This window comes from Enterobacter sp. UCD-UG_FMILLET (assembly GCF_000762975.1).
In the GTDB taxonomy this organism is placed as follows: Bacteria; Pseudomonadota; Gammaproteobacteria; order Enterobacterales; family Enterobacteriaceae; genus Enterobacter; species Enterobacter dykesii.
Window position 1 is genome coordinate 91298 of sequence record NZ_JRJC01000047.1, and the last position, 14500, is coordinate 105797.

At 57.2% G+C, this 14500-nt stretch carries 12 protein-coding genes; 6 read left to right on the forward strand and 6 right to left on the reverse strand.

Annotation, left to right across the window (positions count from 1 at the left end; translation table 11 throughout):
* Nucleotides 1-123: 123 nt before the first annotated feature.
* Nucleotides 124-2403 (reverse strand): ATP-dependent Clp protease ATP-binding subunit ClpA, encoded by a 2280-nt coding sequence (gene clpA / locus LA04_RS21605; RefSeq protein ID WP_014831269.1) that lies wholly within the window; start codon nucleotides 2401-2403, stop codon nucleotides 124-126.
* Nucleotides 2404-2430: 27 nt separating this feature from the next.
* On the reverse strand, nucleotides 2431-2751 hold the full coding sequence (gene clpS, locus LA04_RS21610; RefSeq protein ID WP_006174393.1) for an ATP-dependent Clp protease adapter ClpS: 321 nt from the start codon (nucleotides 2749-2751) through the stop codon (nucleotides 2431-2433).
* A gap of 267 nt (nucleotides 2752-3018) precedes the next feature.
* Between clpS and cspD the strand changes: the two genes are divergently transcribed.
* Nucleotides 3019-3240, forward strand: coding sequence for a cold shock-like protein CspD (cspD, locus tag LA04_RS21615; RefSeq protein ID WP_006809408.1), 222 nt, complete (start codon nucleotides 3019-3021; stop codon nucleotides 3238-3240).
* 70 nt (nucleotides 3241-3310) lie between these two features.
* On the opposite strand, the gene macB is transcribed toward cspD, so the two are convergent.
* Together macB and macA are read right to left on the reverse strand one after the other, a co-directional pair.
* Nucleotides 3311-5251 (reverse strand): macrolide ABC transporter ATP-binding protein/permease MacB, encoded by a 1941-nt coding sequence (gene macB / locus LA04_RS21620; protein WP_047653120.1) that lies wholly within the window; start codon nucleotides 5249-5251, stop codon nucleotides 3311-3313.
* On the reverse strand, nucleotides 5248-6363 hold the full coding sequence (gene macA, locus LA04_RS21625) for a macrolide transporter subunit MacA (protein ID WP_047653122.1): 1116 nt from the start codon (nucleotides 6361-6363) through the stop codon (nucleotides 5248-5250). The genes macB and macA overlap by 4 nt, the downstream gene beginning before the upstream one ends.
* A 159-nt stretch (nucleotides 6364-6522) precedes the next feature.
* Here macA and LA04_RS21630 point away from each other — a divergent pair, with 159 nt between their 5' ends.
* Nucleotides 6523-7479 (forward strand): VirK/YbjX family protein, encoded by a 957-nt coding sequence (locus tag LA04_RS21630; protein WP_047653124.1) that lies wholly within the window; start codon nucleotides 6523-6525, stop codon nucleotides 7477-7479.
* Here the strand turns inward: LA04_RS21630 and LA04_RS21635 are convergent.
* On the reverse strand, nucleotides 7476-9134 hold the full coding sequence (locus LA04_RS21635; protein ID WP_047653126.1) for an ATP-dependent endonuclease: 1659 nt from the start codon (nucleotides 9132-9134) through the stop codon (nucleotides 7476-7478). The two genes, LA04_RS21630 and LA04_RS21635, sit on opposite strands and share 4 nt — an antisense overlap.
* Nucleotides 9135-9424: 290 nt before the next feature.
* Between LA04_RS21635 and aqpZ the strand changes: the two genes are divergently transcribed.
* The 4 genes from aqpZ (at nucleotide 9425) to hcr (ending at nucleotide 13977) form a co-directional block, all read left to right on the forward strand.
* Complete coding sequence (aqpZ, locus tag LA04_RS21640; RefSeq protein ID WP_047653128.1) at nucleotides 9425-10120, forward strand: aquaporin Z; 696 nt, start codon at nucleotides 9425-9427, stop codon at nucleotides 10118-10120.
* A gap of 181 nt (nucleotides 10121-10301) precedes the next feature.
* Entirely contained in the window at nucleotides 10302-11201 is a 900-nt protein-coding gene (locus tag LA04_RS21645; RefSeq protein ID WP_047653130.1) for a lysine exporter LysO family protein, read from the forward strand.
* Between the two features lie 144 nt (nucleotides 11202-11345).
* A complete protein-coding gene (hcp, locus tag LA04_RS21650; protein WP_047653131.1) occupies nucleotides 11346-12998 on the forward strand; it encodes a hydroxylamine reductase in 1653 nt (550 codons plus the stop codon).
* A 10-nt stretch (nucleotides 12999-13008) separates the two neighbouring features.
* Nucleotides 13009-13977, forward strand: coding sequence for an NADH oxidoreductase (gene hcr, locus LA04_RS21655; RefSeq protein ID WP_047653132.1), 969 nt, complete (start codon nucleotides 13009-13011; stop codon nucleotides 13975-13977).
* A 45-nt stretch (nucleotides 13978-14022) separates the two neighbouring features.
* Here hcr and LA04_RS21660 read toward each other — a convergent pair whose 3' ends face one another.
* Complete coding sequence (locus LA04_RS21660) at nucleotides 14023-14457, reverse strand: DoxX family protein (RefSeq protein WP_033145069.1); 435 nt, start codon at nucleotides 14455-14457, stop codon at nucleotides 14023-14025.
* Nucleotides 14458-14500 lie beyond the last annotated feature (43 nt).

Consider the following 14500-nt stretch of genomic DNA (forward strand, 5'->3'; position numbering starts at 1 on the left):
TGTAAGTGTCTACCATGTCCCCGAACAAGTGTTCACTATGTCCCCGGACCGTACACCCACAGGGAGAGGGAGAAAACAAAAAAAACGGCAACCGAAGTTGCCGTTTTGCTTTTACCTTATAACTCAGTGAGCCGCTTCCGGCTTGTGCTTCGCCGCACTCTGGAAATCGTACGTCAGTTCGTTCTTCGCCTGGTCCAGCGCCACGGTCACCTGGCCGCCGTCCACCAGCGAGCCAAACAGCAGCTCGTTCGCCAGCGGTTTCTTCAGGTTGTCCTGAATCACGCGCGCCATCGGACGGGCCCCCATCGCGCGGTCATAGCCTTTCTCGGCCAGCCAGTTGCGGGCCTCCTGGCTCACTTCCAGCGACACGCCTTTCTGATCCAGCTGAACCTGCAGCTCGACGATGAACTTGTCCACAACCTGATGGATCACCTCGGTAGACAGGTGATCGAACCAGATAATGTTGTCCAGACGGTTACGGAATTCCGGCGTGAAGATCTTCTTGATCTCCTCCATCGCATCGGTGCTGTTATCCTGGTGGATCAGGCCGATGGATTTACGCTCGGTTTCACGCACCCCGGCGTTGGTGGTCATCACCAGCACCACGTTGCGGAAGTCCGCCTTGCGCCCGTTGTTGTCGGTCAGCGTCCCGTTGTCCATCACCTGCAGCAGGATGTTGAACACGTCCGGGTGCGCCTTCTCGATTTCATCGAGCAGCAGTACCGCGTGCGGATGCTTGATTACCGCGTCGGTGAGCAGGCCGCCCTGGTCAAAGCCCACGTAGCCCGGAGGCGCACCAATCAAACGGCTGACGGTGTGACGCTCCATATACTCGGACATATCAAAGCGCAGCAGCTCAATGCCCAGCGCTTTGGAGAGCTGAACCGTCACCTCGGTTTTCCCCACGCCGGTTGGACCGGCAAACAGGAAGGAACCGACAGGCTTATGTTCATGCCCCAGCCCGGCGCGGGCCATCTTGATCGCTTCGGTTAAGGCCTCAATGGCTTTATCCTGACCAAAGACCAGCATTTTCAGGCGATTGCCGAGGGTGCGCAGCGTGTCGCGGTCGCTCTGAGAAACGCTCTTCTCAGGAATACGCGCGATGCGGGCCACCACGGACTCAATATCCGCCACGTTAACGGTTTTCTTACGCTTGCTGGCCGGCATCAGGCGCGCACGCGCCCCTGCCTCATCAATCACGTCAATCGCCTTATCCGGCAGGTGACGGTCATTAATGTATTTCACCGCCAGCTCCACCGCCGCACGTACCGCTTTCGCGGTGTAACGCACGTCGTGGTGCGCTTCGTACTTCGGCTTCAGGCCGTTGATGATCTGCACCGTTTCCTCGACGGACGGTTCGGTCACGTCGATTTTCTGGAAGCGACGCGCCAGCGCACGGTCTTTCTCAAAGATGTTGCTGAACTCCTGGTAGGTCGTGGAGCCAATCACGCGGATCTTGCCGCTGGAGAGCAGCGGTTTGATCAGGTTCGCGGCATCCACCTGGCCACCGGAGGCCGCACCTGCGCCGATGATGGTGTGGATCTCATCGATAAACAGGATGCTGTTGGTGTCCTGCTCCAGCTGTTTCAACAACGCCTTGAAGCGTTTTTCAAAATCACCGCGGTATTTGGTGCCCGCCAGCAGCGAGCCGATATCCAGCGAGTAGATGGTGCAGTCGGCAATCACTTCCGGCACGTCGCCCTGCACAATGCGCCAGGCAAGCCCTTCAGCAATCGCGGTTTTACCCACGCCTGACTCGCCCACCAGCAGCGGGTTGTTCTTGCGGCGACGGCACAGCACCTGGATCGCGCGCTCCAGCTCTTTATCGCGACCAATCAGCGGGTCGATACCGCCAACGCGAGCAAGCTGGTTAAGGTTGGTGGTGAAGTTTTCCATACGATCCTCCCCGCCTGCTTGCTCTTCATTGTTATTGACCTGATTGCTGGAATCCGATGCCTGGTTAGGCTCGTCTTTACGCGTTCCGTGAGAAATAAAGTTAACCACGTCGAGGCGGCTGACTTCGTGTTTGCGCAGCAGGTAGGCAGCCTGTGACTCCTGCTCGCTGAAGATGGCGACTAAGACGTTTGCGCCAGTCACTTCGCTACGCCCGGAAGACTGGACGTGGAATACCGCGCGCTGCAGCACGCGCTGGAAGCTGAGCGTCGGCTGCGTGTCGCGCTCTTCTTCACTGGCTGGCAGCACCGGTGTGGTTTGTTCGATGAAGGCTTCGAGTTCCTGACGTAGCGCCACCAGATCCACGGAGCAGGCTTCCAGCGCTTCGCGGGCAGATGGGTTGCTAAGCAGTGCGAGCAGTAAATGCTCGACGGTCATAAACTCATGTCGGTGCTCACGCGCTCTGGCGAAAGCCATGTTTAAACTGAGTTCCAGTTCTTGATTGAGCATAGGCACCTCCCCCAATTTTATGCCTTATCAGGCCTTTTCCAGCGTACACAGCAACGGATGCTCGTTCTCCCTCGCATAGTCGTTCACCATCGCCACTTTGGTTTCCGCCACTTCGGCTGTGAAGATGCCGCAGATAGCTTTGCCACGATAATGAACGGTAAGCATCAGTTGCGTTGCACGTTCTACATCATAAGAAAAGAACTTTTGTAGCACGTCAATAACAAATTCCATCGGCGTGTAATCATCGTTCATTAACATAACTTTATACATAGATGGCGGTTTTAGCGCATCGCGCACTTTGTCTTCCGCCAGCTGGTCGAAATCCAGCCAATCGTTGGTCTTACCCATTATGCATAACCACTTTGAATCTACCTCAGATGTTAGATAACAATCATCTATTACTGTCATCCGCGATGTCTGTCACAAACTGTTGCAATAGCGTTAACTGCTTCAAACTTTGGTTGATTATTGTCCCATCTCCAGCGCCAAACGCTTGACGACTTCTTTCGTTTCTCTAAATTGTACAAGCGTGAGATGGCGAGGTTTTGAACAGCCCCCACTCCACCACCGGTTCATTCCATCTTAACTTATAAGATTTACGAAGGATGTCGAAGCATGGAAATGGGTACTGTTAAGTGGTTCAACAACGCCAAAGGGTTTGGCTTCATCTGCCCCGAAGGCGGCGGCGAGGATATCTTCGCTCACTATTCCACCATTCAGATGGATGGTTACAGAACGCTCAAAGCCGGGCAGTCCGTCCGGTTCGATGTACATCAGGGACCAAAAGGCAATCATGCCAGCCTAATCGTACCCGTTGAAGCAGAGACGGTTGCATAGCTCTTTGTTTTATTGTGTACATCCCGCAGTCAAAATGCCAGCCCGATCGGCTGGCATTTTTATTTTCGGGTTATTCCCGAGCCAGCGCGTCCACCGGATCCAGCCGCGCCGCGTTGCGGGCGGGCAACCAGCCAAACAAAATGCCGGTAAAGGTCGAACATAAAAACGCGGTGATAATCGCAACCGGCGAGAAGCCAATCTCCCAGCCGGGTAAAAAGAGCTGGAGCGCAAACGCGATCATCATCGAGAGCGCAATGCCCATCGCCCCGCCGACCAGACACACCAGTACCGCTTCAATCAAAAACTGCTGCAGCACGTCGCTGGCCCGGGCCCCGACCGCCATGCGGATGCCGATCTCCCGGGTGCGCTCGGTGACCGACACCAGCATGATATTCATCACCCCGATACCGCCGACGACCAGCGAGATCACCGCCACCAGCGTGAGGAACAGCTGAAGAGTACGTGTGGTCTTTTCCGCCGTTTTCAAGAGGCCGTCCATATTCCAGGTGAAGAAATCTTTCTTCCCGTGACGCAGGGTTAACAGCCGCTCAAGCTGCTGTTCGGCCAGCGCGCTGTCGTAGCCCTCCTTCACGCGTACGGTGATGGAGTTCAGCCATGACTGCCCCATAATCCGCCCTGAGATGGTGGTGTAGGGCAGCCAGACGCGCAGGATTTTACTGCTGCCAAACATCGACTGCTTCTCTTCCGCCACGCCGATGACCGTGGCAGGCATGTTGCCAACCAGAATCACTTCGCCCACCACGTGGGCTTTATTTGGGAAGAGCTGCCTGCGCGAGTTTGCGTCCAGCACTACCACCTGCGCCCTGCCCGCCAGCTGCTCGGCGTTGAAGGTGGCGCCTTCGCTGAAGGTCATGCCGTAGACGTTGAAATAGTCTCCGCTCACGCCGTTAGCGCTGGCGGCCACGTCAACATTGCCCACGCGCAGACGCAGGTTCTGCGAAACCGCAGGCGTGGCGGAGTTCACCCACGGCTGCTTCTGAATCGCCGCCAGATCGTCATACTTCAGCGCCTGCTGATACTGCGGCTCGTCGTCGCCAAAGTCTTTGCCGGGATAGACGTCAATGGTATTGGTGCCGATGGCGCGGATATCGGCCAGCACCAGCTGCTTCGCCGCGTCGCCCACCACCACAATCGACACCACCGAGGCGATACCAATAATGATGCCGAGCATCGTCAACAGGGTACGCATTTTGTTGGCCGCCATCGCCAGCCACGCCATGGTCAGCGCCTCGCGAAAGCCGCTGGAGAACTGCCCCCAGCCGGTTGATGCCGGCAGCGCTTCTTTCGGCGCCGCAGCCCTGGACTCACGCGGCGGCGGGTTGCTGACCAGCTCGCCGTCGTGGATCTCAATAATGCGTTCCGCCTGCGCCGCCACCTGCGGATCGTGGGTGACGATGATCACCGTATGCCCCCGATCGCGAAGCTGGTGCAGGATCGCCATCACCTCTTCGCCGGAATGGCTGTCGAGCGCGCCGGTCGGTTCATCCGCGAGGATCACCTGCCCGCCGTTCATCAGGGCGCGGGCAATACTCACGCGCTGCTGCTGGCCGCCGGAAAGCTGCGACGGCTGGTACTCCACCCGTTCCGCCAGCCCCAGACGCGTCAGCAGCATCTGCGCGCGCTCAAGGCGCTTTTTCCGCTCAACGCCCGCATAGACCGCAGGCACTTCCACGTTCTGTGCCGCATTAAGGTGAGAGAGCAGATGGTAACGCTGGAAGATAAAGCCGAAATGTTCCCGGCGCAGCTTCGCCAGCGCGTCGCCGTTCAGCGTGGAGACATCCATCCCGGCCACGCGATAGGTCCCGCTGGTCGGCTTATCCAGGCAGCCGAGAATGTTCATCAGCGTCGATTTACCGGACCCCGATGCCCCGACAATAGCCACCATCTCGCCCGCCTCCACGCGCAGGGAGATGCCCTTCAGCACCTCCACCGGGCCGTCGCCGGACGGATAGCTGCGACGAATGTTATTCAGCTCAAGCAGCGCCGTCATTTGGCGGCTCCGGGCAGGCTTTCGCTGACAACAACCTCCTCGCCCTCTTCCAGCCCTTTCACCACCACCACGTCGGTGTCGTTGCGCGCGCCGATCACGACCTCGCGCTCGCGCGTTTCGCCGTTGCGCAGCACTTTCACTTTATAACGGCTCTCCCCGGCGGACTCGCCGAGCGCAGAGAGCGGAATGGTCAGCACGTTCTTCACGCCGGTCAGCTGGATATGCACCTGTGCGGTCATGTCCAGACGCAGCACGCCCTGCGGGTTTGGTACCTCAAAGCGGGCATAGTAGAAGATAGCGTCGTTAACTTTTTCCGGCGTCGGCAGAATGTCCTTCAGCACGCCTTCGTAGCGCGTTTGCGGGTCACCCAGCACCGTAAACCAGGCCTTCTGTCCCGGCTTAAGATGGATCACATCCGCCTCTGAAACCTGGGCTTTGACCAGCATAGTGCTCATGTCCGCCAGCGTCAGAATGTTTGGCGCCTGCTGCGCGGCAATCACCGTCTGGCCCTGCAGCGTAGTGATCTGGGTGACTTCGCCCGCCATCGGCGCGACGATTTTGGTGTAGTCGAGGTTGGTTTTTGCCGTATCCAGCGAGGCCTGGTTGCGCTTGATTTGCGCGTCAATCGTGCCAATTTGCGCCTGTTTCACCGCCAGTTCGGTGGTGGCAGTATCTAAATCCTGTTTCGAAATAGCCTGAGTTTTAGCCAGCGCCTGCTGACGAGTCAGCGTCACCTGTGCCAGGTTACGCTCTGCCAGCGCCTGCGCACGCTGCGCGCGCAGCTCCATCAGCGTGGCTTCCACCTCGCGGATCTGGTTCTCAGCCTGCTCAGGATCGATAACGCCGAGCAGCTGACCTTTTTTCACCTTGTCGCCAATCTCAACCGACAGCGTTTTCAGCTGGCCGCTGACCTGAGCGCCGACGTCAACCTTGCGCAGCGCGTCAAGCTTGCCCGTCGCGAGGACGTTTTGCTGCAGTTCGCCCGGGCGAACAATCAGCGTCTGATACTGTGGCACCGGCGCATTCAGCACCTGCCATAGCCAGTACCCACCGGCTAAAACCGCGACCGCCAGCAGCAGAAACCACGTTCTGCGTTTTCCCTTGAGGTTCATAAATATTCCAAATAAATGTTCTGGCAATTATAAATGTTGATTCTATCTAAACGACTCCTCAACGAAACCCCTGTTCTCCGAAATCGCCCTAATTTGTTTACGAGACGTTGACATTCCCCCTGCTGAAATAGCGATATTCCAAAAGGATCAGGATCTACCATGTCTTCTATCGTCGATACATCACTTTCAAACCTGCCGCAGCCAAAATCCGGCTGGCAGCTCTTCAAAAACCTGGCTTTCGGTGAGATCGCACCCGGGCTGGCATGGGAAAACACCGCCTACCGACGTAAGTTCATGCTGCGTTCACTGGCGACACCGCTCAGCACCGCGCGTCTGCTTTCTGAGCTTGCCAGGCATCCGCACCTGATGCAAATGCTCCAGGTTCAGCCGGGGCTGCCCTGCCGCCTTCATCGTCCATGGCTGACGGTCAATATGGATCGACAGCGTGCGCTGGAATCGCTGTCCTGGCACTACCAGATGATGTGTCGCCAGCTGCCGGCGACGCTGACAAAGGGTTACCTCTCAAAGCAGGGCGTGACCCTGCTGACCATAGCCGGAAAAGATGAACAGCAATTTACCGTCCGCCTGTGTGCCGATGCGTTTATGGATAAAGAGGGAGAAGCTACCCTCGTTTTCCGTGACGCTAAAAATACGGCGCTGGCGGAGATGACCTTTACGCTATGCCAGTTTGAGGGAAAATCAACGCTGTTCATTGGCGGTTTGCAGGGCGCAAAAGCACATGTTCCCCATGAGCTGATCCAGAGTGCGACGAAAGCCTGCCACGGTCTGTTCCCGAAACGTCTGCTGGTCGAGGCCGCCATGACCCTCGGCGCCGCGTTCCCGGTAGAGCAAATTGTCGCCGTCAGTAACGATACGCACATTTATCGCAGCTGGCGCTACCGCAAGAAAAAAGAGGGCAAACTGCTGGCCGATTACGACAGTTTCTGGCTTTCCCTCGGCGGTGAAAAGCAGGACAGCGGTAACTTTATGCTGCCGCTCGTCATGCCGCGTAAACCAATGGAAGAGATCGCCAGCAAAAAACGCTCCGAATATCGCCGCCGCTACGAACTGCTGGATAGCCTGATTCAGCAGGTGAAACAGGCGACCCAAGGCTAATCCGCTTTCCCGCGTGCCAGCCACAGCACGCGGGAGAACATCTTCCGCAGCAGGGTCGGCACCGCCTCCACGCCCCGCCTCCCCGCTTCCGTCGCCACTTCAATGGCTAAATCCGGTTTTGACGAACGATGAATGGCTTTGGCGATTACGCGCCGCATGTTCATCGGGACATCGATCGGCACCATGGCAATTCGGTGGAAGACGTCGTCGAACCCCTGACGATACATAAAGTGCTCCATGTCCATCGCGGGCAGCATGGTTAAATGGTCGCGCTCTTCCTCGCGCTCGTTGTTCAGCAGGCTGCGCACGGTCGAGGCATATTTTTTGCCCGCCTCATCACCGTCTACCAGCACGTGCCACTCGATCCCCATCCGGCGGGCAAATTTTATCAGCGGCTTTAATCCCGATTGGGCGAATTCGATCACCTTAATGCCTTCCGCATCAAAATGGTGGCCGCACTGGCGCGCCAGCTCGTTGATAACCCAGGTTTCCGTTTCCCCCTCCACCAGCAGCCAGCAGCGGGCAAAGAGCGACGACGCCCGGTTAAAGCGAATATGAAACGCGATGCGCCGCCCGTCTTCCGCATTCAAACCGCCCGGCCCAAGCCGGAAAGCGGAGACGCGGGAGGATTCACGCACCAGGCGACATACGTGTTCTACCGGCGTCAGCGATAATAATTCTCCGGAATTGGTGGTCGTAATGCGCTGGAGCGGCAGCAGATTCAGCAGATGCCATGCCACGGAGAGCATGATGGGATGCAGGCGCGTTTCCGGGTCTTCCACCAGCAGCAGCGGCCGGGCGTCCCGGTCCAGACGAACGGTGCCTTTGGCCTGCAGAAGCGTTGAAAACAGCCCCAGCAGAATCACCCGATGGGTGCGACCGCCGGGCCGGTCGATCATCCGGTTAATGATGTCGAGGTAACGCCAGCTTCGCTGCTCATCATGAGAGCGGCGGCGCATCAGACGGTGGCGCGACTCCGAGGTTCCCTGCTCGGAAAAATAGTGCTCCAGAAGCTGTACCATTGCGGACAACCCCTGACGAATTTGGCCATCAGTAAGATTCTGCGGACGCGACACCAGCTCTCTGGCCAGGAAATCCAGCTCGCGGGCGGTGACTTCCACTTCCGGCATATTGGGTACGGTTCCGTTACGAATACGCCGCATAAAACGCGCATCGCGCAGGCGTAACACCGGCGTCAGGCGGATCAGATGGCGGGCCAGATCGTCGATATTGTCCAGCGGGATCGGGTTAGCTTTCTCATCGAGAAAATCACGCAGGGTGAGTACCCCCTCGTTCTCCGCCATCTCGCCTTCCAGCCGATAGAAAATTCGGTGGAAACCGTCATCGCAAGGCACCCAGCAGGGCGACAGCGGGCGGAAGCGACGCACGCGGTGACGTCCGGGCTCGGATTCGCGGAACGTCAGGATGATATGCAGGTGCTTCTCGCGCCCCGTTACGTCACCGGGCGGAAACCAGAAATCGTCGCGGACGAAGTGATACAGATCGTCTTCGGGAGAAAGCAGTAGCGTCAATGCATCCAGCAGGCTGGACTTACCCCACGCGTTCTCGCCAATCAGGACGTTGTTCTGCTCCAGCTGCAGCGACAGACGGTTAATACCGCGAAACCCGACAATTTCCACACGTTCGAGAAGCATAAATCCCCCGCGAAATGATCACTTTTTCCTTCAAGTTATCAGCAGTATAGCGGGAGGCGCTCTGCCACGACAGCATAACATTCGCCCTTACCAGAATTGGTCTATGCTCTATTTACCGCTGATTTGAACAAGGATTGACATCACATTGCCTTAAATCAAATTAATCGAATTTATTTAAGTGGCGAAGGGGTGTTATTGGTTTTTAAAATACGGGCTCTTTGAGTCGTCATCCCTTTATGGCGATATATCCCGCGCGCGGGAATGCGTGCGGAAAATTATTTGAGGTGGTTATGTTTAGAAAATTGGCAGCAGAATGCTTTGGTACATTCTGGCTGGTATTTGGTGGCTGCGGTAGCGCCGTTCTGGCAGCAGCATTCCCGGAATTAGGCATTGGTTTTGTCGGCGTCGCACTGGCGTTTGGTTTAACCGTATTAACCATGGCGTTTGCCGTGGGACATATTTCCGGCGGTCATTTTAACCCGGCAGTCACGTTAGGTTTATGGGCGGGTGGCCGTTTCCCGGCGAAAGACGTAATTGGCTACATTGTGGCACAGGTGGTTGGCGGTATTATTGCGGCTGGCGTTCTGTACGTGATTGCCAGCGGTAAAGCCGGCTTCGACGCGGCGGCCAGCGGCTTTGCCTCTAACGGCTTTGGCGAGCACTCTCCGGGCGGCTACTCCATGCTGTCTGCCATCGTGATTGAAATCGTGCTTACTGCCGGCTTCCTGCTGGTGATCCACGGCGCAACGGACAAACTCGCGCCAGCCGGTTTCGCCCCGATCGCCATTGGTCTGGCGCTGACGCTTATCCACCTGATTTCTATTCCGGTCACCAACACCTCCGTTAACCCGGCGCGCAGTACCGCCGTCGCCATCTTCCAGGGCGGCTGGGCGCTTGAGCAGCTGTGGCTATTCTGGGTGATGCCAATTATCGGCGGTATCCTGGGCGGCGTGCTGTATCGCACCCTGCTGGAAAAACGCGATTAATCTTTCCTCCCTCTCCCCGTGGGAGAGTGCCGGGGTGAGGGCTGCAGGCCGCACACCCCACATAGACACAAGCCGGGTAAGGCGTAGCCGCCGCCCGGCTTTCTTTTGCCGCTTTACTGAACAGTCTTTATTGGGTAGTGTCACTGGCGCTTAACCGATACTCAAAAAGGACCGGCTGTTCATGTTTTCAGGACTCCTCATCATTTTGCTGCCCTTGATCGTGGGCTATCTTATTCCGCTGCACCGTGAATCCGCATTAAGGCTCATTAATCGATTCCTGAGCTGGATTGTCTACGTTATTCTTTTCTTTATGGGGATTAGCCTGGCATTTTTGGACAACTTATCGGCGAATTTACTCTCCATCCTCCATTATTCTGTCGTCACCGTGGTGGTTATTTTGCTGTGCAATATTGCCGCGCTGCTGTGGCTGGAGCGCACTATTCCATGGAAAAATCACCACCATCAGGAAAAACTCCCTTCACGAATTGCAATGGCGCTTGAATCATTAAAATTATGCGGCGTCGTGGTGCTCGGTTTTCTTCTTGGGCTGACCGGTTGGGCATTTTTACAGCACGCGACTGAGGCCAGTGAATATACGCTGATCTTCCTGCTGTTCCTGATTGGTATTCAGCTGCGAAATAATGGCATGACGCTAAAACAAATTGTCCTCAACCGTCGGGGGATGATGGTTGCCGTTATGGTTGTCGCCAGTTCAATGGTGGCGGGCGTCATTAACGCCTTTATTCTCGATCTGCCGCTGAAAACCGGCCTGGCGATGGCGTCTGGTTTTGGCTGGTATTCGCTCTCCGGTATTCTGCTGACCGAATCGTTCGGTCCGGTGATCGGCAGCGCCGCCTTCTTTAACGATCTGGCGCGCGAGCTGATTGCCATCATGCTGATCCCGAGCCTGGTTCGCCGCAGCCGTTCTACCGCGCTGGGCCTGTGCGGCGCAACGTCAATGGACTTTACCCTGCCGGTATTACAACGCTCCGGAGGGCTGGAGATGGTGCCCGCGGCTATCGTGCACGGCTTTATTTTAAGCCTGCTGGTTCCGGTCATGATGGCCTTCTTCTCTGCCTGATACTTCTTTGGCGGTAGGTTTCCTGCCGCCAAAATTGCGCTAAATCAATATCCCTCTATTTTGTAGCAGAAAGCCCTTTTCTCCGTTCTGGCACAGGCATAACCTTAAACATGTATATCAAATATAACTTTAACAGGTGTGATTATGTTTTGTGTGCAATGTGAACAAACCATCCGTACCCCGGCAGGCAATGGCTGCTCTTACGCACAGGGTATGTGCGGCAAAACCGCAGAAACATCTGACCTGCAGGACCTGCTGATTGCGGCCCTGCAAGGCCTTTCCGCATGGGCGTTCAAAGCCCGCGAATACGGCATTGTCGACCACTACGTCGATAGCTTCGCCCCGCGCGCGTTTTTCTCCACGCTGACCAACGTCAACTTCGACTCTCCGCGCATTGTCGGCTACGCCCGCGAAGCGATTGCCCTGCGTGAAGCGCTGAAAGCACAGTGCCTGAAGGCGGACGCCAGCGCCCGCGTGGAAAACCCGATGTCTGAACTGCAGCTGGTCAGCGACGATCTCGGCGACCTCCAGCGTCAGGCGGCAGAATTCACCCCGAATAAAGACAAAGCGGCGATTGGCGAGAACATTCTCGGCCTGCGCCTGCTGTGCCTGTACGGCCTGAAAGGCGCTGCGGCCTATATGGAACACGCGCATGTGCTCGGTCAGTACGACAACGACATCTACGCCCAGTACCACAAAATCATGGCGTGGCTGGGTACCTGGCCTGCCGATATGAACGCGCTGCTGGAATGCTCAATGGAAATCGGCCAGATGAACTTCCGCGTGATGAGCATTCTTGATGCCGGTGAAACCAGCACCTACGGCCATCCGACGCCGACGCAGGTCAACGTCAAAGCAACTGAAGGCAAGTCCATCCTGATTTCCGGTCACGACCTGAAAGATCTCTACAACCTGCTGAAGCAAACCGAAGGCACCGGCGTTAACGTTTATACCCACGGCGAAATGCTGCCGGCGCACGGCTACCCGGAGCTGCGTAAATTTAAGCATCTGATCGGTAACTACGGCAGCGGCTGGCAGAACCAGCAGGTGGAGTTCGCCCGCTTCCCTGGCCCTATCGTGATGACCTCTAACTGTATCATCGACCCGACCGTCGGCGCGTACGATGACCGCATCTGGACCCGCAGCATCGTCGGCTGGCCGGGCGTGAGCCATCTTGAAGGTGACGATTTCGGGCCGGTGATTGCGCAGGCGCAGCAGATGGCGGGCTTCCCGTACAGCGAGATCCCGCACCTTATTACCGTCGGCTTCGGTCGTGAAACCCTGCTGGGTGCCGCTGATTCGCTGATCGATCTCGTCAGCCGTGAAAAGCTGCGCCACATCTTCCTCGTCGGCGGCTGCGATGGCGCGCGCGGCGAGCGTAACTACTTCACCGATTTCGCCACCCGCGTGCCGGAAGACTGCCTGATCCTGACCCTGGCGTGCGGCAAATACCGTTTCAACAAGCTGGACTTCGGCGACATCGAAGGTCTGCCGCGCCTGATCGATGCGGGCCAGTGTAACGATGCTTACTCGGCCATCATTCTGGCGGTCACCCTGGCGGAGAAACTGGGCTGCGGCGTGAACGACCTGCCGCTGTCGCTGGTGCTGTCATGGTTCGAGCAGAAAGCGATTGTCATCCTGCTGACCCTGCTCTCTCTCGGCGTCACCAACATCGTGACCGGCCCGACCGCGCCTGGCTTCCTGACGCCGGACCTGCTGGCGGTGCTGAACGAGAAATTCGGCCTGCGTTCCGTGACCAACGTTGAAGACGATATGAAACAGCTGCTGAGCGCATAAGGAGTAATTCATGACCATGCCAACCTCACAATGCCCGTGGCGGATGCAGGTTCATCACATCCATCAGGAGACGCCGGATGTGTGGACGCTGTCGCTGCTGTGCCATGACTACTATCCGTACCGTGCAGGTCAGTATGCGCTGGTCAGCGTTCGCAACTCGGCGGACACCCTGCGCGCCTATACCCTCTCCTCAACGCCGGGCGTGAGCGAGTACGTTACGCTCACCGTCCGCCGCATTGACGACGGCGCGGGCTCTCAGTGGCTGACGCGGGACGTGAAGCGCGGGGATTATATCTGGCTGTCTGACGCGCAGGGTGATTTCACCTGTGACGACAAAGCAGACGATAAATTCCTGCTGCTGGCGGCGGGCTGTGGCGTAACGCCAATTATGTCGATGCGCCGCTGGCTGGCGAAGAACCGCCCGCAGGCCGACGTGCAGGCGATCTTCAGCGTCCGTTCCCCGGAAGACGTGATTTTTGCCGGGGAGTGGCGTGATTATCCGGTGACGCTGGTGGCTGAGCACAACGCGACGCACGGCTTTGTGCCCGGTCGCCTGAGCCGCGAGCTGCTGCAAAGCGTGCCGGATATCGCGAACCGTACCGTGATGACCTGCGGCCCGGCGCCGTATATGGACATCGTGGAAAAAGAGGTGAAAGCACTTGGCGTGACCCGCTTCCTCAAAGAGCAGTTCTTCACGCCGGTGGCGGAAGCGGCCACCGGCGGCGTTAAGTTCACCAAACTGCAGCCTGCGCAGACCTTCTTTGGCCGCGTAGGGACCACGCTGCTGGAGGCGCTGGAAAGCAACAAGGTTCCGGTAGCGGCGGCCTGTCGCGCGGGCGTGTGCGGCTGCTGTAAGACGAAAGTGGTATCCGGGGAGTACACCGTCACCAGCACCATGACGCTGTCCGACGCGGAAATTACTGAAGGCTATGTACTGGCGTGTTCATGTCATCCGCAGGGTGATTTGGTTCTTGCCTGATAAAAAATGCCCGGTGGCGCTGACGCTTACCGGGCCTACAAAACATCACCGCCACGCGGGCGCTTTACCCAGGGCAAACCGCCCCGCCCCTAAAAACGCGACCGCCAGCGAGCCGATAAAGAAGTACACCAGGCTTTCAATCGCCCATGCGCCTACCTTATCAAGGGCGAGCGTTTCACCCATTCCCACCATCAGCCACGCCACAATCATCGTAAAGGCCAGCACCAGCGCGGCCGGGCGCGTAAAGAGCCCAACGATAATGAGGATCGGTGCCACCACTTCGCCAACCAATACGCCGTAGGCGATAAATCCCGGCAGCCCTTTTTCCACCAGCATGCCGCTAATAAAGCCCACGCCGCCAAAAAGCTTGTGCAAACCGTGAAAAAGCATCAGCCCGCCGACGGCAAGTCGTAACAAGAGTTTGCCAAGATCGTCGCACGATAGCTTTTCATTAACAGCAATTAACAATGATTTAACCATCTGAAATGATTCCTGTTTTCACCGAGACATCACCAGATTATGC

What these genes read in the sequence shown, in the direction of transcription:
- clpA (WP_014831269.1), bottom strand. Translation starts at nt 2,403, where the DNA reads ATGCTCAATCAAGAACTGGAACTCAGTTTAAACATGGCTTTCGCCAGA.
- LA04_RS21630 (WP_047653124.1), top strand. Translation starts at nt 6,523, where the DNA reads ATGTCTTCTATCGTCGATACATCACTTTCAAACCTGCCGCAGCCAAAA.
- macB (WP_047653120.1), bottom strand. Translation starts at nt 5,251, where the DNA reads ATGACGGCGCTGCTTGAGCTGAATAACATTCGTCGCAGCTATCCGTCC.
- LA04_RS21660 (WP_033145069.1), bottom strand. Translation starts at nt 14,457, where the DNA reads ATGGTTAAATCATTGTTAATTGCTGTTAATGAAAAGCTATCGTGCGAC.
- hcp (WP_047653131.1), top strand. Translation starts at nt 11,346, where the DNA reads ATGTTTTGTGTGCAATGTGAACAAACCATCCGTACCCCGGCAGGCAAT.
- aqpZ (WP_047653128.1), top strand. Translation starts at nt 9,425, where the DNA reads ATGTTTAGAAAATTGGCAGCAGAATGCTTTGGTACATTCTGGCTGGTA.
- hcr (WP_047653132.1), top strand. Translation starts at nt 13,009, where the DNA reads ATGACCATGCCAACCTCACAATGCCCGTGGCGGATGCAGGTTCATCAC.
- clpS (WP_006174393.1), bottom strand. Translation starts at nt 2,751, where the DNA reads ATGGGTAAGACCAACGATTGGCTGGATTTCGACCAGCTGGCGGAAGAC.
- cspD (WP_006809408.1), top strand. Translation starts at nt 3,019, where the DNA reads ATGGAAATGGGTACTGTTAAGTGGTTCAACAACGCCAAAGGGTTTGGC.
- LA04_RS21635 (WP_047653126.1), bottom strand. Translation starts at nt 9,134, where the DNA reads ATGCTTCTCGAACGTGTGGAAATTGTCGGGTTTCGCGGTATTAACCGT.
- LA04_RS21645 (WP_047653130.1), top strand. Translation starts at nt 10,302, where the DNA reads ATGTTTTCAGGACTCCTCATCATTTTGCTGCCCTTGATCGTGGGCTAT.
- macA (WP_047653122.1), bottom strand. Translation starts at nt 6,363, where the DNA reads ATGAACCTCAAGGGAAAACGCAGAACGTGGTTTCTGCTGCTGGCGGTC.